We start from the raw sequence: 21,596 nt of genomic DNA on the forward strand, positions 1-21,596 counted from the left end.
TGGGATTTCATTTAAGATGGACTTTCTAAAGCGAAATAGGAAAAATAAAATTCAAACGGGAAATCAAGACCTCTTGTTTAGAAGGCCCTACATAGGACTGATTACCTTCACCATTACCTTTTTGAACTTTTTGATTACGTACAACTTAAGGAATGTTGAAACAACCTATGTGGCATATTTTGGAGTTGATCTGATCATCACCTATCTGACCATTATATTTTATGCATTAGGGATTCGTGTTCTGGATAAAAAAGTACCGCTTGAAGAGGATTTCCTGAAAAGGATAATGTATCAATTTACATTACACACGATTTCCGTGGTTATTTTTAATATTCTGTTGAATGAGCTCTTTGACAATATTTTCTTTGGAGGGGGACTACTTTCGTTGTCATTTGGCTATTATACCCAGGATGTACCTTTGGCGGTGGTATTCGTTTTATTGTTTCATTCAATTTACTTTGCACTTTATCTAGTATCAGAACGGGGAAAGAAACAGCAAATGAATCTCTCCAATAAAAGAATCAAAGTTTTGGACGGTAATGCCAATATCTTTATTTCTTTTGATGAAATACTCTGTATTTATAGTGAATATGGCGGAACCTTTGTTATTACTAATGATTTAAATAAGTATGGCACAGAAAAGACATTAAAGGATTTTGAAGAAGTATTGCCCCATAATTTTTATAGGGCAAACAGACAGATAATTATCTCACTTTCCGCCATAGACGGTTATCAAAGTTCTACATACGGCAAAATAGAGGTTATGCTTAAACCCTTGAAGCCCTTACAAATGCCTGAAACTATTTTTATCAGCAGAGATAAGGCATCTTCCTTTAGATCTTGGTTTAGGCGCGCAAACAATATACAATGAACTTTTGCATTTGATCAAAGCTGTTCAAAAATGTTGATTCCGGATTCACCATCCCTGGATTTCCATTCAAAGTGTTCGGTAAGGACAATTTTCCCGACTGAGTTTTTGCTGAGCTTACATTTTGAGACTCCATTGTCCAAACGATGATCCGTTTGGATTTGGCAATAGCTGAATTCGAGCATATCCCCATCGAGTTTCCCTACCAAAAATCCTTTAACGATTTTTCCTCCTGAATAAGTAGCGTGAACCAGGTTGCCCTCTTGACCAAAATTGAAAACGGTCTCCTGGTTCACCACCCCATTCGGAGCTGTTTGGATGACGTTCATGCGGATATTGTCCAAATCAAAGCTTTCCATGGGAGAAAATTTGAAAGAAGAGTGTTACGATTTCCAATTTTTTGGGTATTAAAGATGAACCAAAATTAATTGAAATGGCTCGATTTATACAATTCATGATGATTCTGGCGGTTGTCGCAGCTGGCGACACGAGTGTTTGTGCACAGGTAAACGAGCGTGTAAAAAACCATACAGAGTATCTTGCTTCAGACGAGTTAGAAGGAAGGGGAAGAGGTAGTACTGGTGCTGAATTGGCTGCTACATACATAGCTGAACAGTTCCGAGGAATGGGACTTAAGTCCTGGAAGAGGGATTCATATCTTCAAAGATTTGACATTCCTGGTCTGGAAAAAATGGAGTCCAATGTTGTAGGATATATTGGTTCCAAATACTCCAGTGATAGATCAATCGTCTTTACCGCCCATTATGATGCCTATGGCATCAGGAAAAAAGAGGGCGAAATCGATTCCATCTACAATGGAGCACGGGATAACGCGGTTGGAGTGGCCGCTTTGATAGAGTTGGCAAGAAATTTTACAAAGCAGAAAGCACCAAGGTACAATTTGGTTTTTGTGGCCACAGCAGCTGAAGAATTTGGCCTATATGGAAGCAAATTTTACTTGAAGAACCCTATTTTTCCCACCAAAGAGATTATCATTTGCCTAAATATCGATGGGTTCAATGTTTCTGGAAAGCGGCAAGATTATTTTGTGCTACCTCGTCAAGGGATTGATTTTTTGGATGAAATCCAATCTGCTCTAAAACCTCAAGGATGGATATACAACAGTCCGGATTGGGAGGACGGGTTGAACAAAAGTTTTGATACCGCGGTGTTCCTCGAGAAAGGAATTCCCGCCGTGACCATTTGGACTGGTGACCGGAAAAAAGATGGCACTCAGGCAGATCCGATTCCTTTTGGACCTATCCACTCCCCAGAAGATGAAATCACTGAGCATTGGAACTGGGAAGGGGTGGAAGAACACCTCCAGCTTTATCAGTTGTTGGCCAATTTCTTTCTAGAAAACCCAGATGGAATCGAGGTCACTGACCCTACATTATTTTCACAAAATTAGGGCTCACTTAATTTTAAGTGAGCTCCCAACCAGGTCTGTATTCACGAGAGACCCATTCATTGGCTTTCTCGTAATTTGTGATTTTCATGTTTTCTCCATCCCAAAGTAGCTTGCGCCTACCAGGATAATCGTACGGAGCCCAATCGCCAGGTTGTTTGCCTTCCTGCAATACTTTGTATTGATAGGCTTTGACCGCCAAGTTCCCCATGAGTACAGTTTCGGTCAATGGACCGGCCTTGGCAAAATCAGAGGAAGTAGCAGCTCCGTTGAGGCAACCATCCACAAAGTTGGCAATGTGGCCACCCATGCTTCCTGGAATTCTTGGATATTTAGGTTCGGGAGATTTGTAGAGTCCCATCATTTCAGAGGGCAGCAAACGGGCATTTCTTGAGTAGGTATCGCAAACCAAGGTACCTTTATCGCCATACATGATGGTTCCACCACTACCATCTCCGAGAGCCTCATCATCCTTAAGTTCATCCGGAATATCTGGTTTTAAACCTCCGTCATACCAGTTTAATTGGATGTCGCCATGATAATCGTGCTTAAACTTTAAATGAATTTTTGAAGAAGGAGGACATGAAGGACTATAATCGGCTTCCACAAAATCTCCAACCCAAACGGTTGTACAACTTGCCTCAGCTTCAGTAGGGTAACCCAAATCCAAAACACTGAACGGGGTTTCCATAATATGGCATCCCATATCACCTAATGCTCCGGTTCCAAAATCCCACCAACCTCTCCACTTAAATGGAAGATAAGCGGCATTATAATCACGCATGGCCGCAGGGCCCAACCAAAGGTCCCAATCCAGTTCTTTAGGAACGCGTTGCTTTTCTGAAGGAATGGGGACACCTTGAGGCCAAACAGGCCTGTTCGTCCAGCATTCAATGGTGTGTACTTTACCAATGATACCAGATTCTACCCATTCCCGGGCAATTCTGCTATCATCACTAGAGGCCCCTTGATTACCCATTTGGGTAACTATACCTTTTTCCGCGGCTACCTTGGTCATTAATCGCGCCTCATGGATATTGTGGGTCAAGGGTTTTTCAACATAGGCATGTTTCTTTTCGCGCATAAATGGTAACGCAATGGAGGCATGCGTATGGTCTGGAGTGGCGACCATTACAGCATCAATATCCTTTAAATGTTTATCGTAGACTTTCCTATAATCCTTATACCGCTTCACATCAGGGAAAAGTTCATAGGTGCTTTGGGCACGTCGATCATCCACATCACAGAAGGCCACAAATTTTACCCTTTCTGTAGCGGCTAGACCCTTGATGACTCCTTGACCACGTCCGCCAACACCAAAGGCACCAACATAGAGGGTATCACTTGGAGGTACATGGGTTTTTCCTAGAACATGACTTGGTACAATTGAAAAAGCGGCTGAGGCAGCCGCAGCATTTTTGAGGAATTTTCTTCTTTGCATTTTGGTCGGATTAGTTGAAGCATTGAAGATATGAAAAAAAGCATAGCGGGACTGTTAAGATTCCCCATTCCACTCACTATAGAATTGATTTAAATAATCGAGCATAAACTCATGTCTTTTGTGGGCCAAGCTTCTTCCCGTTTCCGTATTCATCTTGTCCTTTAGCAACAACAATTTTTCGTAAAAGTGGTTGATGGTTGGCGCATTGGATTTTTTATACTCTTCTTTGGTCATGTTAAGGTTAGGGGGAATGTCAGGGTCGTGGAGAGGTCTGTTTTTAAAACCACCATAGTTAAAAGTTCTGGCTATGCCAATCGCTCCAATCGCGTCTAGCCGATCAGCATCTTGCACGACTTGGAGTTCAAGGGAAGAGAATTTGGCACCCCCTTTTTCAAAGGTGTTCTTAAAGGACATGTGCAGGATAATGTTGACCACATGATCTATCACTTTAGGGTCCACTTTTTTAGCTTCAAGGAACGTTCTTGCAATTTTTGGCCCCAGGCCCTCATCGCCATTATGGAATTTAGCATCGGCCACATCGTGCAACAAAGCAGCCAATTCCACCACCAAGGAATCCACTTCCTCGGATTTAGAAATTAATTGTGCTGTTTTGAACACCCTTTCCGTATGAAACCAGTCATGCCCACCTTCAGCATTTTTAAGTTTTCCTTTTACAAAGGCAATAGTGGATTCAATGAGTAAGTGCTCATCCATAATTATGGGATTATGTCTTTTTTTATTTGCTGCTCTACTAGGGCAATTAGAGTGTCTGGGTCTCCTTTGTTCTCAATAGGAGGGTGGACCTTAAGTTTAAGATGGGTTCCCAATCCCATCGGAAATTTGCCATAGCGAACCATTTTCCATGAATTATTGATGCTAATGGGAACGATCAATGCAGATGGTGCTTCCTTCATCAACACCTTTAAACCAGTAGTGCGAAAATCTTTCGGAACACCAGTACGACTTCGAGTACCTTCCGGAAAGATTACAGCACTCCTTGAATTTTTTTCAATATACCTTCCAAGTTCTTCCAAAGCAGCTATGGATTGTTTGGGGTCTTTTCTATTGATAAGGGCCGAGCCTCCATGTCTAAGGTTAAAAGAAACACTGGGAATGCCTTTTCCCAGTTCAATCTTACTTACGAATTTTGGATGATGTTTTCGCATGAACCAAATAATTGGAGGGATATCGTACATACTTTGATGGTTTGAGACTATGATCAATGGCCTGTTGGAAGGGATATCAGACATTTTTTTAAAAGTATACCAGGTACCAAGGAAATGGGTGCATCGCACAATGAACCAATTGAGTATTGATACGCTTCGTTTATGCGCATCGTACCCAAAAAGATTTAGGCAGAGCCATTGTATAGGATGGAATATGACGAGTGTCAATCCAAAGAAAATGAAAAAGAGTACCGTTAAAGGGTATGAGAGTATTTTTTGCACTCGCCGAAGTTTTTTAAGCCAATTTGTGGTATAAAAATAAAAAACCACCCGAAAGGGTGGTCTATTTTCTTTTCACTTGGTTGCCTTAACAAAATTCGTTGTAGGCTTCCATTAGATTTTCTGCTATCAATTCTGCAGGTCTACCTTCAATATGGTGCCTTTCAATCATGTGGACTAGCTCACCATCCTTAAAAAGTGCCATACTTGGTGAAGAAGGCGGGAATGGTACCATATGATTTCTTGCTGTTTCAACAGCTTCCATGTCTACTCCGGCAAAAACCGTGACCAAATGGTTTGGGCTTTTACTGTTTTGAAGGCTTAGTTTGGCCGCAGGTCTGGCGTTGGCCGCAGCACACCCGCATACTGAATTTACCACTACCAAAGTGGTTCCTTCCTTTTTAAGGGCATCTTCCACAGCCTCACTTGTATATAGTTCTTCAAACCCTGCGGAGGCCAAATCTTCACGCATCGGTTTTACCAATTCTTCTGGATACATAGTCTATTTTTTTATTTGGTTTCCAAAGATACGGTTTTTGTCCTATTTTTTTCATGGGACTTAACATCCTGTAAGGCTTTCTTTCTAGGTCAAAGCCCTATATTTGGGCTTTAATGTTTTTGGGATGATCAAATGGATGGCCGCCTTATTGGGCTATTTTTTATTTCGCTTTCCTGGAGCGATATTAGGATTTCTGGTTGGAAGCTTTTTGGACAATGCTGGAGGATCTAATAGAGGGGCAAGAACAGTGTTTGAAGACTTCACCAGACAATCTGTTTCTCCTGCAGATTTTGAACTCAATTTGCTCTCCTTGTGCTCCATCATCATTAAGGCGGATGGGCAGGTGAACCAACGCGAGCTGGATTATGTAAGGCAATATTTTTTGAGTACTTATGGTAAGGAAAAAGCCAATGCCATCTTTAGGACCTTTAACGAAGTCATTAAAAAAAGGGAGATTTCCGCTCAGCGCATTTGCACTTATTTAGTACAACGAACGCGCTATGAGGTGAGGTTACAGCTGTTGCATTTTCTGTTTGGTATAGCAAGTTCGGATGGGCAAGTCAGCAAAGCTGAGGCCAGCAAACTAAAAGAAATAGCAGGGTATTTACGTGTTGGCCAATATGATTTTGAAAGCATCATGGCCATGTTCATCAAGTCTGCGGACAATGCCTATAAGATTCTGGAAATCGAGAGATCGGCCACAGATGATGAGGTAAAGAAAGCATATAGAAAAATGGCCAAAAAATACCACCCTGATCGGGTGGTAACGGAAAATGAAGCCATACGCAAGGGAGCTGAGGAGAAATTCAAAGAAGTACAAAAGGCCTACGAGACCATTCAAAAAGAAAGAGGAATATCATAATGTTAAACTATGCAAGAATTTTGGTTTTACGTTAAATTGGGATTGGATCATGTGCTAGATTTTGGAGCTTATGATCATATCCTATTTTTATCCGCTTTGGCAATTCCGTTTACGTTTAAGCACTGGAAACGAGTGGTCATCTTGGCAACTATTTTTACCATTGCCCATTGTACCTCCTTGGCACTTTCTGTTTACGAAGTGGCCACAGTTGATGTTGGGCTTATTGAATTTCTAATCCCTGTGACCATTTTATTGACGGCACTTTTCAATTTTGTCTATGTTTTTCGTGAAGCCATGCAGGTAGGCTTGCTGTTACATGTGGTGGCCACTGCGTTTTTTGGTCTTATCCATGGTTTTGGATTTTCAAACTATTTTAAAATGATGATGGCCGAAGAGGAGGACAAGGTTACCCCACTTTTAGGTTTTGCAACAGGAATTGAACTTTCTCAGGTGACGGTTATATTGGTTATTCTGGCCCTTGCTTTTTTGTTTTTGAACGTGTTCAAGTTAAAAAGACCAATTTTTATTGCTGCGGCCTCAATTTTGATCATTGCCATTACAATACCGTTGCTCATTGCCACGTTTCCCTCTTAGGGTCTTAGTTAAATTTAATCGAATAAGGTTGTACGGCTATTCCAAAGCGGGTATATTTATTAAGTCATCTTCTATTTTATGGGAATGAAGGAGAGAAAACAAGAGAAATACGATAAAGCTTACTTGCGAATGGCTCAAGAATGGGGCAAGCTATCGTATTGCGAACGAAAACAGGTAGGTGCAATCATTGTTAAAGACCGTATGATTATATCCGATGGATATAACGGCACACCAACCGGCTTTGAGAACATTTGCGAGGACGATGAAGGGTATACCAAGTGGTATGTTCTGCATGCAGAAGCCAATGCGATTTCAAAGGTTGCATCCTCTACCCAATCCTGCGAAGGTGCTACCCTGTATATTACCTTATCGCCATGTAGGGAATGCAGTAAATTAATTCATCAATCTGGCATAAAACGTGTTGTGTACCAAACAGCTTATAAAGATGATTCGGGATTAAAGTTTTTGCAAAGAGCAGGTGTGGAAACACTTCACTTGCCCGTATTGGAGGAAATGGTATAACAACCATCAAAAGAAAATGGAGAAAAAGAACAGTTATATTTGGCCAACCTTGCTAGCCCTTGCGGTGGCAATAGGGGTATTTATTGGGGGCAAGCTTCACTTCAATGACACTCCGGAAAAGTTGTTCACCACCAATTCCAAAAAAGACAAGCTCAATAGACTTATTGATTACATAGACTATGAATATGTAGATGATATTGATACGGACAGCATTGTAGATGTGACCGTAAACAATATCCTTGGCAAATTGGATCCCCATTCCGTTTATATTCCAAAAAGTGAGATGGAGGAAATCTCGGAAAACATGAAAGGGGACTTTGGCGGTATTGGCGTAAGCTTTTATATGTATAGAGATACCATTACGGTAATTAGGACCATTAAAAATGGACCAAGTTATATTAGTGGGATTAAACCCGGAGATCGAATATTGACCGCGGATAACGATACGCTTTTTGGACGTAGAATTGCCAATAGCGAAGTGGTTTCTAAACTAAAAGGGCAAGTGGGGACCAAAGTGGACCTTAAGGTCTACAGGAAATCCGAAAATAAGATGATGGATGTAACGGTGACCCGAAACAAAATACCCATTAAAAGTGTGGAGGCCTACTACATGGTTACACCTGATATGGGATTCATTAAAATCAATCGCTTTGCCGAATCCACTTTTAAAGAGTTCAAGGATGCACTTAGAAAGCTAAAATTGCGTGGAGCCAAAAAGCTTATTCTTGATTTAAGGGATAATCCAGGAGGTTATTTGGGTATTGCAGAAAAATTGGCCGACGAATTTTTGGAAGATGACAAGTTGATTCTCTACACCAAAAACAAAAAGGGCAGAATAAAGAAAGCATTTGCCACCAAGAAAGGTGATTTTGAAAACAAACCAGTCTATGTGCTCATCAATGAGCGCTCTGCTTCGGCCAGTGAGATTATTGCCGGTGCTCTACAGGATAACGATATCGGTACCATAGTGGGAAGACGTTCCTTTGGAAAAGGATTGGTACAGCGGGAGATGGACCTAGGTGATGGTTCGGCGGTAAGGCTTACGGTTTCCCGATACTATACCCCAACGGGCCGCTCCATTCAAAAATCCTATAAAAATGGGGAGCATAAGGATTACTATCAAAAATTTATGGAACGCTATAACAGCGGGGAACTGATTTCCGTGGATAGCATCAAAGTAGCCGACTCCTTAAAATTTGTAACTCCAAAGGGAAAAGTTGTTTATGGAGGTGGTGGAATTATTCCAGATGTTTTTGTTCCCATCGGAAGTAATGAGGAAGAGGCCATAGAAAGCATGGATGACACTTACCAGTTCTTTTCACGTTTTGTGTTTGAACATTTGGAGAAAGACAGAAAACGCTATTTCGATTATACCAGAAACGAGTTTATGGAAGGGTACAGGGTAGATGACATCCTTTTTGATGAATTCATACAGTTTGTGCTCAACAGAAAAATCCGTCTTGATTTCTACGCGCAAGAAGAAAAAATAAAAGCTTATATAAAGGCCAATATAGCTGAGCAGCTTTTTTCACCCAATATTTCGGCGCAAATTAAAGGCGACTTTGATTCTATGCTTCAAAAGGTAAAGGAATTGGATGCCATAGATTTGGACATATCCGAAAAAATGGAAATATCGCAGCGTAAAGATTAATTCTCCTTTAGCTTCTTCTCCACTTTTTTTGATGTCAAGAATATCAGCAACAAAACAATAGCACACAAAGAGGCTACAATACCTATTAGGGCAATGGTACTATCTCCTTGAAAAGGATCTTTAAAATCGATCAAGGTGACATTGAAGGCTATTAGGCCCAAGGCCAATACAATCAGGACTATACTAAAGGTTTTGTTCATGCGACTGTTTGTTTCAGATTATTGAGACAACAATTGGTTAATGTTGGCGGCAAATAATTTTACTGCTATGGCCAAAAGAATTACCCCAAAGACCTTGCGGATGACACTAAGTCCGTTTTTACCCAATACGCGTTCTATTTTTCCGCTGGACTTAAGCACTATATACACAAAGATAATGTTTACCACAATGGCGACCACGATGTTTTCAACATGGTATTCCGCCCGTAGGGCCAAAATGGAGGTCAAGGTCCCTGCACCTGCGATCAACGGAAAGGCAATGGGGACTATTGATGCAGTTTCAGGCTCATCATCTTTGTAAAGAGTAATCCCTAAAATCATTTCAATAGCAAGAAAAAATAGAATAAAAGCACCGGCCACTGCAAAGGAATTCACATCTATTCCTATGAGATTTAAAATCCTTTCGCCCACAAAGAGAAAGGCCACCATTATGCATGCTGCTACAATGGACGCCTTTTCAGACTGCACATGGCCTACCTTATTTCGTAAAGAAATTATAATCGGGATGCTTCCAACAATATCGATTACTGCAAAAAGGACCATACTGGCCGTAACTATCTCCTTAAAACTGAAGTTCATCGGTATAAATTTTCAATCTGCAAATCTACGGTGAAAAAACAATTTTGGATTACAAGAAAATGCAGATAGAACGTAATTTTTATGTTTGAATTAACTTTGGCAAAAAGTAACTATTCAAAATGTTCCAAATAGGTAAGACCATAGTTTCAGAAGAGATTATTGAGAACGACTTTGTCTGCAACCTTAACGCATGTAAAGGAGCCTGCTGCATAGATGGGGAATATGGAGCTCCGGTAGAGGAAAATGAAACGGATATATTGGTCAATATTTTTGAAAATGTAAAACCTTATTTAAGACCGGAAGGTGTTTCGGCCATTTTAGAGCAAGGTGCTGTGGTAAAAGGAGCAGACGGAGAGTGGGAGACCCCTTTGGTGAACAACAGCGAGTGTGCCTATGTGACCTTCACGGAAAAAGGGGTGGCCAAGTGCGGTTTGGAATTGGCGTATGAGGATGGTGCAACAGAATGGAAAAAACCCATTTCGTGCCATTTATACCCCATACGTACCCGAGAGTATTCAGAGTTCACTGCGGTCAACTACCATAAATGGGAAATATGTGATTCGGCATGCAGTTTGGGGCAAGAACTTAAAGTCCCGATATATAAGTTCGTAAAGGAAGCATTGATAAGAAAATTTGGGGAAGCTTGGTACAAAGAACTTGAAGAAGTGGCCCTTGAAACTAAATAGTGGGGATGTCCAGGATAACCTTAGTGCCTTTGGGATTTCCATTTTCGTCAAAAAGGTCCACAATATCCACATCAAAACTGTTTTGATAGTCCTTTGAAAAATTGGCCAAGCGTTCTTTGGTAATTCTAATGCCAACCGATTTTCTTTTGAGGATTCTATTTTCCTTGTTGATTTCAGCAGCACCTCTTCCAACCCCATTATCTTCAATCTCAATGGATACGTAGCCTTGATTTTTTTGCTTGACCCAAATATGGATTTTCTTTTCACCATTCTTGGGCGAAAGACCATGCCAAAGAGAGTTTTCCAAAAAGGGTTGCAGTGCCAATGATGGCACTTTTACAACATCGGGGCTGATATTGTCATCTACATTGATCTTAAAATCAATTTCGTTTGAGAATCGTATGTTTTCTATGTTCATATAGAGCTCTACGGTCTCCAATTCTTCCGCCAATGATATTTCTTTAAGTGAGGAGGCTTCCAGAATTTTTCGGACCAGTTTTGAAAATTTGTTCAAATAGTGGACAGCATTTTTTTGCTCGTTGTTGATGATATAGAGCTTGATAGAATTTAAGGAGTTGAACAAAAAATGAGGATTCATTTGACTGCGCAGCATGTTTTGCTCCAGAGAAAGCACTCTTTTTTCGTTTTTGTTCTGATACTGTCTATATAAAATATATAGAATGGATGCTACCAGACCAACAATAAGGGCACTGACCAAAAGGGTGGTCTGGTTTTTACGAAGTCTCAGCCTAACAATTTCATTCTCCTTGGCCAAGACCGAGATTTGGTTGTTTTTCTTTTCCGCTTCATAACGGACAATGATATCGTTCATGTACCGAACATTGGTAGCACTGATAATTTCATTGTTCTGCTCATCGGCTTTTTTGTAAAACTCGTAAGCTCTTCTAAAATCCCCCTTTTTAATTTCAAGATCAGATAGTTTTCGATAACCATAGAGTACATTACTGGGCATATTATGGTTTTGGGCCATTTCTAACCCTTCTTGAATAAATGTTTTTGCTTTGTCATATTGACCCAGTTGGGTATGGGCCCATCCGGTATTTATGAAGACAGCCGAGGTAATATAAAAATCCCCAATGGTTTTGGATTGCTCATGAAGAGGCTCCAACAACACCAGTGCTGCATAGGGCATGTCTTGTTTCAGGTATACTTGGGCCAGACTGTTCTTGCAGATGACCCTTCCGTAATCCGAATTGATTTCTTCGTTATATGCCAAAGATTTACGATAACTTTCGAGGGCACCTTCCAAGTCCCCTTTGAGTTCAAGACAATCTCCAATATTCTGATGGTTTATGGCCAGACCAAGCTTGTTGCCCAACTCTTCCTCAAGTCTTAGCGCGCGCTTAAACTGGAGTATGGCAAGATCGTACTGCTCTAGAGTTTGGTACAGGTTCCCTATGGAATTCAGGGAAACATTTATGCTTCGTTGGATATGGTGGGAAGGATTTTCTACCTGTTCGGCAAGCTCCAAAGCTTGCTGGTTGTAATCCAGTGCGGTCTTGATGGCATCTGTCCTGCGGTACACAACGCCAAGCATATTAAGACTTAGCACCTTTAGTTCTGTATTGTTGGCTTTTTCAGCAATTTTCAATGCTTTTTGGTGAAGCGCAGCAGCTTTTTCATATTGGGAAGTGTTCCTATATTTTGTGCCAATCTGATCTAGAGCATAGGATTCTCCGTCTAGATAACCTGCTTCGTTGCACAGATTTGCAAAATAGCGTAGTAGAGTAGTGTCCCGTTTTTCGGCTTTGAGCTCAGAGTCCAGGACCAAATAGGTCTTGGGGGCCATACGCACAATGCGTTCAGCTTTTTCTTTGAACGCTTCCGGAATGACCTCTTGGGAAACCAACCGGGTAGCCGCTAAAAACAAAACCGAAAAGAGAAAGATTCTCTGCCCCAGATGTAGGTTTATGATTTTTATGGATTCTATTTTGAACACAATTTGATTGGGAAGTTACAACATATCCAAAAAGTCGGATTTTTTTTGACGAGAAACTGGGATTTTGTGATTGGATTCCAAAACAACATAACCATCTGTTTTAAGGAATTCCTTGATCTTGTTGAGGTTTATTATGTAGGAATTGTGGATTCGGAAGAAACTATTATCTGGCAAGAGGTTGTTGACTTCCTTCAATTTTTTGGTAAGCAATATTTTTTGACCGTCACTCAAGAATATGGTACTATAGTTACCATCAGATTCCGCGTAGAGGATATCATCGCTATTCAGAAATACCAGCTTGCCATCCGTATTGATGGTAATCTTTTTGCTATGGGATTCCGAATTAAAATTCAATAGAATTTTCTCAAGCTTCTCGGCTGTTAAATTCTTAGCGTTGAACTTTTTTATTTTGGCAATGGTCTCATGGAGATCGTCGGTGTCAATAGGCTTCAATAGATAATCGATGGCCTCATTCTTGAGAGCTTTTAACGCGTATTGGTTATAAGCGGTGGTAATGACTACCGGAAAGTTTTTGTTTTTCAGATTTTTTATGAACTGGAATCCGTCCATTGCAGGCATTTCAATATCAAGGAACAAACAATCCGGGGTGTTATGCTCCAAATAATTAAGGGCTTCATGGGCATCCGTAAAAGAGGCAACAATATCAACCTCATCACTGAGATTGGTAAGTTCCCAACTTAAGCTTTGGAGCGCCTTAATTTCGTCGTCTACAATTACAGCTTCTAGCATCCTAATAGAAAATCAATTTCAAATTTAGGATTATTCTGTTTAGGGCTTTAAAATATTGTGCTAATGGGTATGATACGCGTATAACTGGTAGAAAACAACAGGTTACAGGAAAAATAACCTTATTTCCTACTAGTTTTACTGTTTATTCTTACATTTTGGAGTGATATTGATTTTTTTTCAAACCAGTTATACATAAATCATCGCAGTTTATACATACCAACACCGCAAAAGTAGCGTGGTTGCCTATCTTGGCAGCACCAAAAATTTTGGGAACCTAATCAATACTATAATGAGAAAGTGCATTGTACTATTCGTTTTTTTTATCGTTGCCCTGGTTTTTGCAGCTTTTTTGCTGGAGTAGGAAAACAGAAAAGGAGAAAATCCTTTTCCATATAAGTTCATAATGTATTGCCAATTTACGGTACGGCCAAAGCAACCAATCTTTGTTATATAGGAAACGCTTGTACAAAATACCTTCGGTTTGGTCATGGTTTAAAGGTTTGGTTTTAGGTTTCGGGGGAACTACCTAGAATTAAGACATAATCCAAATGTCAAACGTGGAGTGGCCGTACGGTTTGGTAATATGGACCAAAAAGTATTTAGAAAAATACTCTTTGGTCTTTTTTGTTTCTGTTCAATTTTCCGAAAAAACTTATTGATTTTCAAAAACTTCCGAAATCCAAGTAATATCGATTCCCACCCTAGATTTCAACATGTTGTGTTAAAAACTTTGCCGGGCTTTTAATAAAACAAACTTTACAATCTGGTAACATTTTTGAATCTTTGTTAGCCCTGTTCACAGGGAAATTTCCGTCCGATTTTTAAACATTTTAACCAGCGATTATGTCAGCAGCTATAGAACCCATATTACAAGAAAACAAGGATAGATTCGTCATTTTTCCAATACAGCACCATGACTTATGGGAATGGTATAAGAAACAAGAAGCATGTTTTTGGACTGCCGAAGAAATTGATCTTCATCAGGACTTGTCCGATTGGAACACCAAATTAAATGATGATGAAAAATACTTTATCAAGCATATCCTTGCCTTTTTCGCTGCTTCTGATGGAATTGTAAATGAAAATCTAGCTGAGAATTTCGTGAACGAAGTGCAATACTCTGAGGCCAAGTTCTTTTATGGGTTCCAGATCATGATGGAGAACATCCACTCAGAAACCTATTCCTTGCTTATTGATACTTATGTGAAGGATGAAAAGGAAAAAAATGTGTTGTTCAAGGCAATTGAAAATTTTCCGGCCATAAAAAAGAAGGCAGATTGGGCCCTAAAATGGATTGAGTCCCCAAGTTTTGCAGAGCGACTGATTGCTTTTGCTGCTGTCGAGGGAATTTTCTTCTCAGGAGCTTTTTGCTCTATCTTTTGGTTGAAGAAAAGAGGCTTAATGCCTGGACTTACATTTTCCAATGAATTGATTTCAAGGGATGAGGGTATGCACTGTGACTATGCCGTGCACCTGCACAACAATCATTTGGTGAACAAGGTGCCCAAAGAAAGAATCAAAGAGATTATTGTGGACGCACTTAACATTGAAAGGGAATTCATCACAGAATCACTACCTGTGAGCCTGATTGGGATGAATGCCAAATTAATGACCCAGTACCTGGAGTTTGTAACAGACAGACTGTTGGTTGAACTACAGTGCGAAAAAGTATACAATGCCAGCAATCCATTTGACTTTATGGATATGATTTCGCTTCAGGGCAAGACCAATTTCTTTGAAAAACGCGTGTCCGAATATCAAAAAGCAGGCGTTTTGAACACGGAAAAAGATTCTGATGCCCAAAAAATAAGTTTCGACGCGGACTTTTAGATAAAAAACATCCGAGACCCCTGCCCCAAGGAGTCAATGGACTTGACCTCAGGTGATGGACGTTTCCGCCATTATCAAAATGCAAAAATGGTATAACCAACAAACGTATCACTAAAAATATTCGTAGCACATGTATGTAGTAAAAAGAGATGGAAGAAAGGAGCCAATGATGTTCGACAAGATCACGGCTCGAGTTAGAAAACTTTGTTATGGCCTAAACGGCCTTGTAGATCCCGTTAAAGTGGCCATGAGGGTCATTGAAGGGCTGTATGATGGGGTAACAACCTCCGAATTGGACAATTTGGCTGCCGAAATTGCGGCTACCATGACCACCACCCACCCGGATTATGCAAAGTTGGCTGCGCGAATCTCAGTTTCCAACCTACATAAAAACACCAAAAAATCCTTCTCCGAAACCATGAAGGATTTGTACGAATACGTTAATCCAAGAACAGGTAAAAAAGCTCCATTGCTGTCTGATGAGGTGTTCAAGGTAATTTCTGAAAATGCCGAAAAACTGGACTCCACTATTATCTATAACCGAGATTTTGGCTACGACTATTTCGGGTTTAAGACGCTTGAACGTTCGTACCTGCTCAAGATAAACGGTAAGATTGCCGAAAGACCCCAGCACATGTTGATGAGGGTCGCGGTCGGCATCCACTTGGATGATATAGACGCTGCAGTTGAGACTTATGAATTGATGTCTAAGAAGTACTTCACACATGCTACACCGACACTTTTCAACTCGGGAACACCCAAACCTCAAATGTCTTCCTGTTTTCTTCTGGCAATGAAAGATGACAGTATTGATGGTATTTATGATACATTGAAGCAAACTGCAAAAATTTCCCAATCGGCCGGCGGAATAGGCCTTTCAATTCATAATGTAAGAGCAACAGGGTCCTATATTGCGGGAACCAATGGCACATCCAACGGAATTGTACCTATGTTGCGTGTTTTTAATGATACCGCTCGCTACGTTGATCAAGGTGGTGGAAAAAGAAAAGGAAGTTTTGCCATCTATGTAGAACCATGGCATGCCGATATTTACGATTTCTTAGATCTTAAAAAGAACCACGGAAAGGAAGAAATGCGTGCACGCGATTTGTTCTATGCCATGTGGATTCCGGATTTGTTCATGAAACGAGTTGAAGCAGATGCCGAATGGACCTTGATGTGCCCAAATGAATGCCCTGATTTGTTCAATACACATAGTGAGGAATTCGAAGCACTTTATACAAAATATGAAGCTGAAGGAAAAGGTCGCAAGACTATCAAGGCCCGAGACCTTTGGGAAAAGATTTTGGAGTCCCAAATAGAAACAGGGACCCCATACATGTTGTACAAAGATGCGGCCAACAGAAAAAGCAACCAGAAAAATTTGGGGACCATACGATCCTCCAACCTATGTACGGAGATTTTGGAATATACTTCCCCAGACGAGGTGGCGGTTTGTAATCTGGCTTCCATTGCACTCCCAATGTTCGTGAAGAATGGAAAGTTTGACCATAAAGAACTTTTCAAAGTAACCAAAAGGGTAACCAAAAACTTGAATAAGGTCATAGACCGTAACTACTATCCTGTAAAAGAGGCCGAAAATTCAAACATGAGGCACAGACCGGTAGGTTTAGGTGTTCAGGGGCTGGCAGATACCTTTATTATGCTTCGCTTGCCTTTTACCAGTGATGAGGCCAAACAATTGAACCAGGAGATTTTTGAAACGCTTTATTTTGCTGCGGTATCCGCTTCTGTGGAAGAAGCCAAAACGGATGGAGTATACTCAAGCTATGAAGGTTCTCCCATTTCACAGGGAGAATTCCAGCACAACCTGTGGGGAATAAAAGATGAGGAACTATCAGGAAGATGGGATTGGGCCAAATTAAGGAAGGATGTCAAAAAGCATGGAGTAAGAAATTCACTTTTGGTTGCACCAATGCCCACGGCATCAACCTCGCAGATTTTAGGAAATAACGAATGCTTTGAGCCCTATACTTCCAATATCTATACCCGAAGGGTATTATCAGGAGAATTTATTGTAGTAAACAAACACCTTCTGGAAGATTTGGTGAAACTGGGTCTTTGGAACGAGAGTCTAAAACAGGAATTGATGCGGGCCAATGGTTCCATTCAACACATCGATGTAATCCCAGAAGACATCAAAGAACTGTATAAGACAGTATGGGAACTCAGTATGAAGGATATTATTGACATGAGTAGACAGCGGGGCTATTTCATAGACCAGAGTCAGTCCTTGAACCTGTTCATGGAAAATGCCAACTATTCAAAGCTTACCTCCATGCATTTTTACGCATGGAAGAGCGGACTCAAAACAGGAATGTATTACTTAAGAACCAAAGCGGCAGTAGATGCCATTAAGTTTACTTTGGACAATACCAAGAAGAAAGAAGTTCCGGTAAGCGTGGCCGCCGAAGCAGAGGCAGTAGCTGCGGCACCAAAAGCGGCAGAGGGCATTCAGGTGGAACCTACACCAGTAGAGCAACAAGATGTGGATGTCCAGCCAATGACTGCTGAGGAAATGAAAGAACTGATTGCACGGGCCAAAGAAGGCCAAGCGGACGATGACTGCTTAATGTGCGGATCATAGTTTGTACTGAACTAATCAGTATGTGATAGTGTTTATTATTGATTAGATACCTCGGAATGCCCACCCCACCAAGAACGGCTTCCGAGGTATTTTTGTGTTGAGGTACGAAAACAAAAAAACCTCCTTAAAAAGGAGGTTTTCTCTATTTTCAAAGTTTTAGTTTTTAGAGCGACCAGGCTTTACCTCCTGTAAGCTCGTTTACGTCCCCACAAGCGACGTACTCGCCTGGTATGGGGAGATAGGCCAAAACCTCTTCTCCAATGTACTTAGAAGACTTGTAGGCCCAAGTAGAAATATCGCGTACATTTTGAGCAAATGTGAAACAAGCGACTTCTTCATCCAACTCGGCATCTCCACCTTCCATTTTGACTTTCATGTACTCTTCAATGGCCTTTTGCTGAGCTTCTTCCTCCTCATCTGTTCTTTTGCTCAGATATTTGGTAAGGGCAGCTTCAAAATCTTCGCCCTCGATATCCATTAAAGATTCTTTTCCGGAACCTGCCAAGACCTTGCCCATAAATTTATCCATGACCATGGTCATAAAGCCTTGCTGTTCTTCTGGCAAGACACTTTTGGCAAACTCATCAATAAAAACATGAACGTTGAGCTCAGTGGCCGAAGGAGTATCTGTTTTGGGCAAGATAACATCCACCATTTGTGCCAAGGCATACCCTTTGTCCTGTTCAAAATGGCTGGGAACCCAATTTGCATAGGCAGGCTTTCCCTTACAACTTTGCAAAACTCCGAGTAGCGTTGGGGTGGCAACGGCATAACCGAATACCATACCCATATTCTTAAGTGCTGATCGTCTTTCCATTAGATATTTCCTTTTTTAAGTTCTTGAGCGGCATGGTTGGCGGCCCTTGCCGTAAAAGCCATATAGGTCAAAGATGGATTTACACAACTTGCAGAGGTCATAAATGCTCCATCTGTAACATATACATTTTTGCAAGTGTGTACTTGGTTGTATCCATTTACTACCGAAGTCTTGGGGTCACGTCCCATACGGGCAGTTCCCATTTCATGTATTCCAAGACCCAGGGCATACGGGCGATCATAGGGCTCAATATCCCTGGCGCCAGCTTTTTCAAGCATTTGTACCGCCTGATCTTGCATATCCTTTCTCATGTTCAATTCGTTCTGCTTGATTTCGGCATCAAAAGTAACCGTAGGCAGTCCCCATTGGTCCTTTTGGTCGTAATCCAGAATCATTTTGTTGTCGTGATAGGGGAGGATTTCACCAAACGCCAACATATTCATGTTCCATCCTCCAGGACTTAAGACAGCGTCTTTATATCCTTTTCCAAAGGAAGCTTCGGCAACCATTTCTTCATAGTCCCCTCTTCCGGCTCCACCCTGGTAACCATATCCTCTGGTAAAGTCCTTCATGTCAGAAGCACCTCCCAAGTTTCGGAACCTTGGAATATAAATGCCATTGGGCTTTCTTCCTTTGTAGTATTTGTCATCAAACCCGTCCATTTTACCCCTTGCACCAACCAAAAAGTGATGGTCCATGATGTTGTGTCCAAGTTCTCCTGAGTCATTACCCAATCCATTGGGGAATCTATCTGACTTGGATTGCATCAATATGGAAGTAGAGGCTACAGCCGAAGCACACAAGAAAATCACCTTGGCTTTGAACTCATAAGTTTCCTTGGTTTCCCTGTCTATTACTTTAACACCGGTTGCCTTTTGGGTATCTGGGTCGTAAATGATTTCGTGTACAATGGAATCCGGTCTTAGGGTCATGTTTGCGGTTCGCTCGGCCGCTGGAAGCGTTGAGGACAAACTGCTGAAATAAGCTCCAAAAGGACATCCCCTGATACATCGGTTCCTGAATTGACAACGTACTCGTCCGTTGCCATCAAATTTTTTGTCACTGTTGATGTGGGCAACCCGTCCGGCTGTAATGACCCTTCCATCAAAACCTTCTGCCACTTTTTCGCGAACATGTTGTTCAACACAGTTAAGTTCCATCATGGGTTCAAATTGCCCATCTGGCAATTGGGGAAGTCCCAAAAGTTCCCCAGAAACACCAATATATGATTCAACCTTGTCGTACCAAGGCGCAATATCTTTATAACGAACCGGCCAGTCTACTGCAATACCTTCCTTCTTGTTGGCATCAAAATCCAAATCACTCCATCTATAACTGTGTCTTCCCCACATAATGGAACGTCCACCAACATGGTAACCGCGCATCCAATCAAATCTTTTTACTTCGTTGTAAGGATGGTCCACATCGTCTACAAACCAGAAATGATGAGGTGCTTTTACGGTGTATCCTGTTCTGGCCTGCTTTTCCTGTCTGGCCACCATTTCTTTGGGCAATTCCCCTCCATGGGGAAAATCCCAAGGGTCATCTTGGGCGGTCTTATAGTCTTCTCTATGTTTGACCATAGGACCACGTTCCAGGACCAAGGTCTTGAGGCCATTCTCACAGAGTTCCTTAGCGGCCCAACCCCCGCTAATACCTGTTCCTACTACAATGGCATCGTAAGATTCTTGCTCCTGATTGTAATAAAATTTGCTCATTTATTAGTATTGTTTAGTTGCTAAATGTATTAATTATTAAATTAATTTTCTACATTTAAACCCTATGTTTATTGAGAATTCGTTACTATAACGTTGTAGTTTTTAGAATCACCATAATTTACCAATCCACATATCATGAAGAGAAAAAATTTCATTAGAAATGCAGCCCAAGTAGGAATTGCACTTTTATTATTGGGAACTTACGCCTGTAAACAAAATCAAAAAAAAGAGGGAGAAGCCAGCGATGTTGCCCAAGTTGAACCAGAGGTTGTAGAACCGACACTCAAACTGTCATTGGCACAATGGTCAATACATAAAATGATATGGGAAGAAGGATTAGATCCGTATCAATTTGCAGCAAAAGCAAAAGGTTGGGGCTTTGAAGGGTTGGAGTACGTAAGTGGCTTATACTATCAAGAACTTGAAAAGGATAATTTTTCTGAGGCAGCCATGAAATCATTTGTGGATAAAAGTAATGCCGAAGCAGAAAAACACGGCATGAAAAATCTTCTTATTATGATTGATGGCCAAGGAGCTATCGCTGCTGAAGACGCTGAAGAAAGAAAAGCAGCAGTTGAAAACCACTATAAGTGGGTAGACGCGGCAGCGGCCATGGGATGCCACTCCATTAGGGTAAACCTTCAAGGAAGTATGGACCCGGAGACATGGGTAGAGGCTTCTGTGGATGGACTTACCCAATTATCCACCTATGCAAAAGACAAAAATGTAAACGTCATTGTTGAGAATCATGGAGGTCCCTCATCCAATGCAGAATGGTTGGCCAATGTGATGAAAAAAGTGAACATGGACAATTGCGGTACGCTTCCAGACTTTGGTAATTTTTGTGTGAAGCGCAAAGATGGCTCTTACTATGGCTCAGAATGTATTGAGGAATACGACAAGTACAAAGGGGTTGAGGAATTGATGCCATTTGCAAAAGCAGTTAGCGCCAAGTCTTACAATTTTGATGAAGAGGGAAATGAGACCGTAATAGATTTTGGCAAAATGATAAAAATAGTCGATGATGCCGGATACGAAGGTTTCATTGGGGTTGAATATGAAGGAAGCGAACTAAGTGAAGAGGAGGGCATTCTTGCGACAAAGGACTTGTTGTTGAAGCACATAGGAGCATAGGCTCAG

21 protein-coding genes are annotated in these 21,596 nt (G+C 41.1%); 10 read left to right on the forward strand and 11 right to left on the reverse strand.

Translation table 11 applies throughout. The features are described 5' to 3' along the window. Positions 1-73: 73 nt before the first annotated feature. A complete protein-coding gene (locus tag DX873_RS11560) occupies positions 74-871 on the forward strand; it encodes a LytR/AlgR family response regulator transcription factor (RefSeq protein ID WP_181899487.1) in 798 nt (265 codons plus the stop codon). 14 nt (positions 872-885) lie between these two features. Here the strand turns inward: DX873_RS11560 and DX873_RS11565 are convergent, their stop codons facing one another. Then, a complete protein-coding gene (locus DX873_RS11565; protein WP_116184588.1) occupies positions 886-1,227 on the reverse strand; it encodes an avidin-fold protein in 342 nt (113 codons plus the stop codon). Positions 1,228-1,301: 74 nt separating this feature from the next. Between DX873_RS11565 and DX873_RS11570 the strand changes: the two genes are divergently transcribed. Next, positions 1,302-2,279, forward strand: a complete 978-nt coding sequence (locus DX873_RS11570) for a M28 family peptidase (RefSeq protein WP_147296652.1) — start codon at positions 1,302-1,304, stop codon at positions 2,277-2,279. Positions 2,280-2,292: 13 nt separating this feature from the next. Here the strand turns inward: DX873_RS11570 and DX873_RS11575 are convergent, their stop codons facing one another. The 4 genes from DX873_RS11575 to DX873_RS11590 form a co-directional block, all read right to left on the reverse strand. Then, complete coding sequence (locus DX873_RS11575) at positions 2,293-3,717, reverse strand: Gfo/Idh/MocA family protein (RefSeq protein WP_116184590.1); 1,425 nt, start codon at positions 3,715-3,717, stop codon at positions 2,293-2,295. Between the two features lie 54 nt (positions 3,718-3,771). Then, entirely contained in the window at positions 3,772-4,431 is a 660-nt protein-coding gene (locus DX873_RS11580) for an HD domain-containing protein (RefSeq protein WP_116184591.1), read from the reverse strand. Positions 4,432-4,433: 2 nt separating this feature from the next. Further along, positions 4,434-5,165 (reverse strand): lysophospholipid acyltransferase family protein, encoded by a 732-nt coding sequence (locus tag DX873_RS11585; RefSeq protein WP_116184592.1) that lies wholly within the window; start codon positions 5,163-5,165, stop codon positions 4,434-4,436. 85 nt (positions 5,166-5,250) lie between these two features. Then, positions 5,251-5,661, reverse strand: a complete 411-nt coding sequence (locus tag DX873_RS11590) for a BrxA/BrxB family bacilliredoxin (RefSeq protein WP_116184593.1) — start codon at positions 5,659-5,661, stop codon at positions 5,251-5,253. Between the two features lie 124 nt (positions 5,662-5,785). Between DX873_RS11590 and DX873_RS11595 the strand changes: the two genes are divergently transcribed. The 4 genes from DX873_RS11595 to DX873_RS11610 all read left to right on the forward strand — a co-directional run bounded on the left by DX873_RS11595 (position 5,786) and on the right by DX873_RS11610 (position 9,290). Then, positions 5,786-6,523, forward strand: coding sequence for a tellurite resistance TerB family protein (locus DX873_RS11595; RefSeq protein WP_116184594.1), 738 nt, complete (start codon positions 5,786-5,788; stop codon positions 6,521-6,523). A 9-nt stretch (positions 6,524-6,532) separates the two neighbouring features. Beyond that, the gene (locus tag DX873_RS11600) at positions 6,533-7,117 is read left to right on the forward strand and encodes a HupE/UreJ family protein (protein ID WP_116184595.1); all 585 of its coding nucleotides are present in this window, start codon (positions 6,533-6,535) and stop codon (positions 7,115-7,117) included. A gap of 84 nt (positions 7,118-7,201) precedes the next feature. Then, positions 7,202-7,639, forward strand: coding sequence for a deoxycytidylate deaminase (locus DX873_RS11605; protein WP_116184888.1), 438 nt, complete (start codon positions 7,202-7,204; stop codon positions 7,637-7,639). A gap of 16 nt (positions 7,640-7,655) precedes the next feature. Then, positions 7,656-9,290 (forward strand): S41 family peptidase, encoded by a 1,635-nt coding sequence (locus tag DX873_RS11610; RefSeq protein ID WP_116184596.1) that lies wholly within the window; start codon positions 7,656-7,658, stop codon positions 9,288-9,290. On the opposite strand, the gene DX873_RS11615 is transcribed toward DX873_RS11610, so the two are convergent. Further along, positions 9,287-9,490, reverse strand: coding sequence for a hypothetical protein (locus DX873_RS11615; RefSeq protein WP_116184597.1), 204 nt, complete (start codon positions 9,488-9,490; stop codon positions 9,287-9,289). The two genes, DX873_RS11610 and DX873_RS11615, sit on opposite strands and share 4 nt — an antisense overlap. 18 nt (positions 9,491-9,508) lie before the next feature. Continuing rightward, positions 9,509-10,087, reverse strand: coding sequence for a MarC family protein (locus tag DX873_RS11620; protein ID WP_116184598.1), 579 nt, complete (start codon positions 10,085-10,087; stop codon positions 9,509-9,511). Positions 10,088-10,206: 119 nt separating this feature from the next. On the opposite strand from DX873_RS11620, the gene DX873_RS11625 reads away from it, so the two are divergent. After that, positions 10,207-10,773, forward strand: a complete 567-nt coding sequence (locus DX873_RS11625; protein WP_116184599.1) for a DUF3109 family protein — start codon at positions 10,207-10,209, stop codon at positions 10,771-10,773. Here DX873_RS11625 and DX873_RS11630 read toward each other — a convergent pair. Both DX873_RS11630 and DX873_RS11635 read right to left on the reverse strand, forming a co-directional pair. After that, a complete protein-coding gene (locus DX873_RS11630) occupies positions 10,766-12,733 on the reverse strand; it encodes a tetratricopeptide repeat-containing sensor histidine kinase (protein ID WP_232520904.1) in 1,968 nt (655 codons plus the stop codon). The two genes, DX873_RS11625 and DX873_RS11630, sit on opposite strands and share 8 nt — an antisense overlap. A gap of 15 nt (positions 12,734-12,748) precedes the next feature. Beyond that, a complete protein-coding gene (locus tag DX873_RS11635) occupies positions 12,749-13,483 on the reverse strand; it encodes a LytR/AlgR family response regulator transcription factor (protein ID WP_116184601.1) in 735 nt (244 codons plus the stop codon). A gap of 843 nt (positions 13,484-14,326) precedes the next feature. On the opposite strand from DX873_RS11635, the gene DX873_RS11645 reads away from it, so the two are divergent. Both DX873_RS11645 and DX873_RS11650 read left to right on the forward strand, forming a co-directional pair. Beyond that, complete coding sequence (locus DX873_RS11645; protein ID WP_116184603.1) at positions 14,327-15,313, forward strand: ribonucleotide-diphosphate reductase subunit beta; 987 nt, start codon at positions 14,327-14,329, stop codon at positions 15,311-15,313. 130 nt (positions 15,314-15,443) lie between these two features. Next, positions 15,444-17,921, forward strand: a complete 2,478-nt coding sequence (locus DX873_RS11650) for a ribonucleoside-diphosphate reductase subunit alpha (RefSeq protein WP_116184604.1) — start codon at positions 15,444-15,446, stop codon at positions 17,919-17,921. A 163-nt stretch (positions 17,922-18,084) separates the two neighbouring features. Here DX873_RS11650 and DX873_RS11655 read toward each other — a convergent pair whose 3' ends face one another. Further along, the gene (locus DX873_RS11655; protein WP_116184605.1) at positions 18,085-18,738 is read right to left on the reverse strand and encodes a gluconate 2-dehydrogenase subunit 3 family protein; all 654 of its coding nucleotides are present in this window, start codon (positions 18,736-18,738) and stop codon (positions 18,085-18,087) included. Continuing rightward, on the reverse strand, positions 18,738-20,456 hold the full coding sequence (locus DX873_RS11660) for a GMC oxidoreductase (RefSeq protein WP_116184606.1): 1,719 nt from the start codon (positions 20,454-20,456) through the stop codon (positions 18,738-18,740). The genes DX873_RS11655 and DX873_RS11660 overlap by 1 nt, the downstream gene beginning before the upstream one ends. A 135-nt stretch (positions 20,457-20,591) precedes the next feature. Between DX873_RS11660 and DX873_RS11665 the strand changes: the two genes are divergently transcribed. After that, positions 20,592-21,590 (forward strand): sugar phosphate isomerase/epimerase family protein, encoded by a 999-nt coding sequence (locus DX873_RS11665; protein WP_116184607.1) that lies wholly within the window; start codon positions 20,592-20,594, stop codon positions 21,588-21,590. The last annotated feature ends 6 nt before the right edge of the window (positions 21,591-21,596 follow it).

The sequence above is a fragment of the Flagellimonas nanhaiensis genome (assembly GCF_003382275.1).
GTDB classification, from domain to species: Bacteria; Bacteroidota; Bacteroidia; order Flavobacteriales; family Flavobacteriaceae; genus Flagellimonas; species Flagellimonas nanhaiensis.

Excerpts from the sequence above, each read along its gene's own strand:
- DX873_RS11565 (WP_116184588.1), bottom strand. The coding sequence starts at position 1,227 with ATGGAAAGCTTTGATTTGGACAATATCCGCATGAACGTCATCCAAACA.
- DX873_RS11600 (WP_116184595.1), top strand. The coding sequence starts at position 6,533 with ATGCAAGAATTTTGGTTTTACGTTAAATTGGGATTGGATCATGTGCTA.
- DX873_RS11660 (WP_116184606.1), bottom strand. The coding sequence starts at position 20,456 with ATGAGCAAATTTTATTACAATCAGGAGCAAGAATCTTACGATGCCATT.
- DX873_RS11620 (WP_116184598.1), bottom strand. The coding sequence starts at position 10,087 with ATGAACTTCAGTTTTAAGGAGATAGTTACGGCCAGTATGGTCCTTTTT.
- DX873_RS11645 (WP_116184603.1), top strand. The coding sequence starts at position 14,327 with ATGTCAGCAGCTATAGAACCCATATTACAAGAAAACAAGGATAGATTC.
- DX873_RS11650 (WP_116184604.1), top strand. The coding sequence starts at position 15,444 with ATGTATGTAGTAAAAAGAGATGGAAGAAAGGAGCCAATGATGTTCGAC.
- DX873_RS11605 (WP_116184888.1), top strand. The coding sequence starts at position 7,202 with ATGAAGGAGAGAAAACAAGAGAAATACGATAAAGCTTACTTGCGAATG.
- DX873_RS11610 (WP_116184596.1), top strand. The coding sequence starts at position 7,656 with ATGGAGAAAAAGAACAGTTATATTTGGCCAACCTTGCTAGCCCTTGCG.
- DX873_RS11615 (WP_116184597.1), bottom strand. The coding sequence starts at position 9,490 with ATGAACAAAACCTTTAGTATAGTCCTGATTGTATTGGCCTTGGGCCTA.
- DX873_RS11655 (WP_116184605.1), bottom strand. The coding sequence starts at position 18,738 with ATGGAAAGACGATCAGCACTTAAGAATATGGGTATGGTATTCGGTTAT.
- DX873_RS11590 (WP_116184593.1), bottom strand. The coding sequence starts at position 5,661 with ATGTATCCAGAAGAATTGGTAAAACCGATGCGTGAAGATTTGGCCTCC.
- DX873_RS11575 (WP_116184590.1), bottom strand. The coding sequence starts at position 3,717 with ATGCAAAGAAGAAAATTCCTCAAAAATGCTGCGGCTGCCTCAGCCGCT.
- DX873_RS11625 (WP_116184599.1), top strand. The coding sequence starts at position 10,207 with ATGTTCCAAATAGGTAAGACCATAGTTTCAGAAGAGATTATTGAGAAC.
- DX873_RS11595 (WP_116184594.1), top strand. The coding sequence starts at position 5,786 with ATGATCAAATGGATGGCCGCCTTATTGGGCTATTTTTTATTTCGCTTT.
- DX873_RS11665 (WP_116184607.1), top strand. The coding sequence starts at position 20,592 with ATGAAGAGAAAAAATTTCATTAGAAATGCAGCCCAAGTAGGAATTGCA.
- DX873_RS11580 (WP_116184591.1), bottom strand. The coding sequence starts at position 4,431 with ATGGATGAGCACTTACTCATTGAATCCACTATTGCCTTTGTAAAAGGA.
- DX873_RS11570 (WP_147296652.1), top strand. The coding sequence starts at position 1,302 with ATGGCTCGATTTATACAATTCATGATGATTCTGGCGGTTGTCGCAGCT.
- DX873_RS11635 (WP_116184601.1), bottom strand. The coding sequence starts at position 13,483 with ATGCTAGAAGCTGTAATTGTAGACGACGAAATTAAGGCGCTCCAAAGC.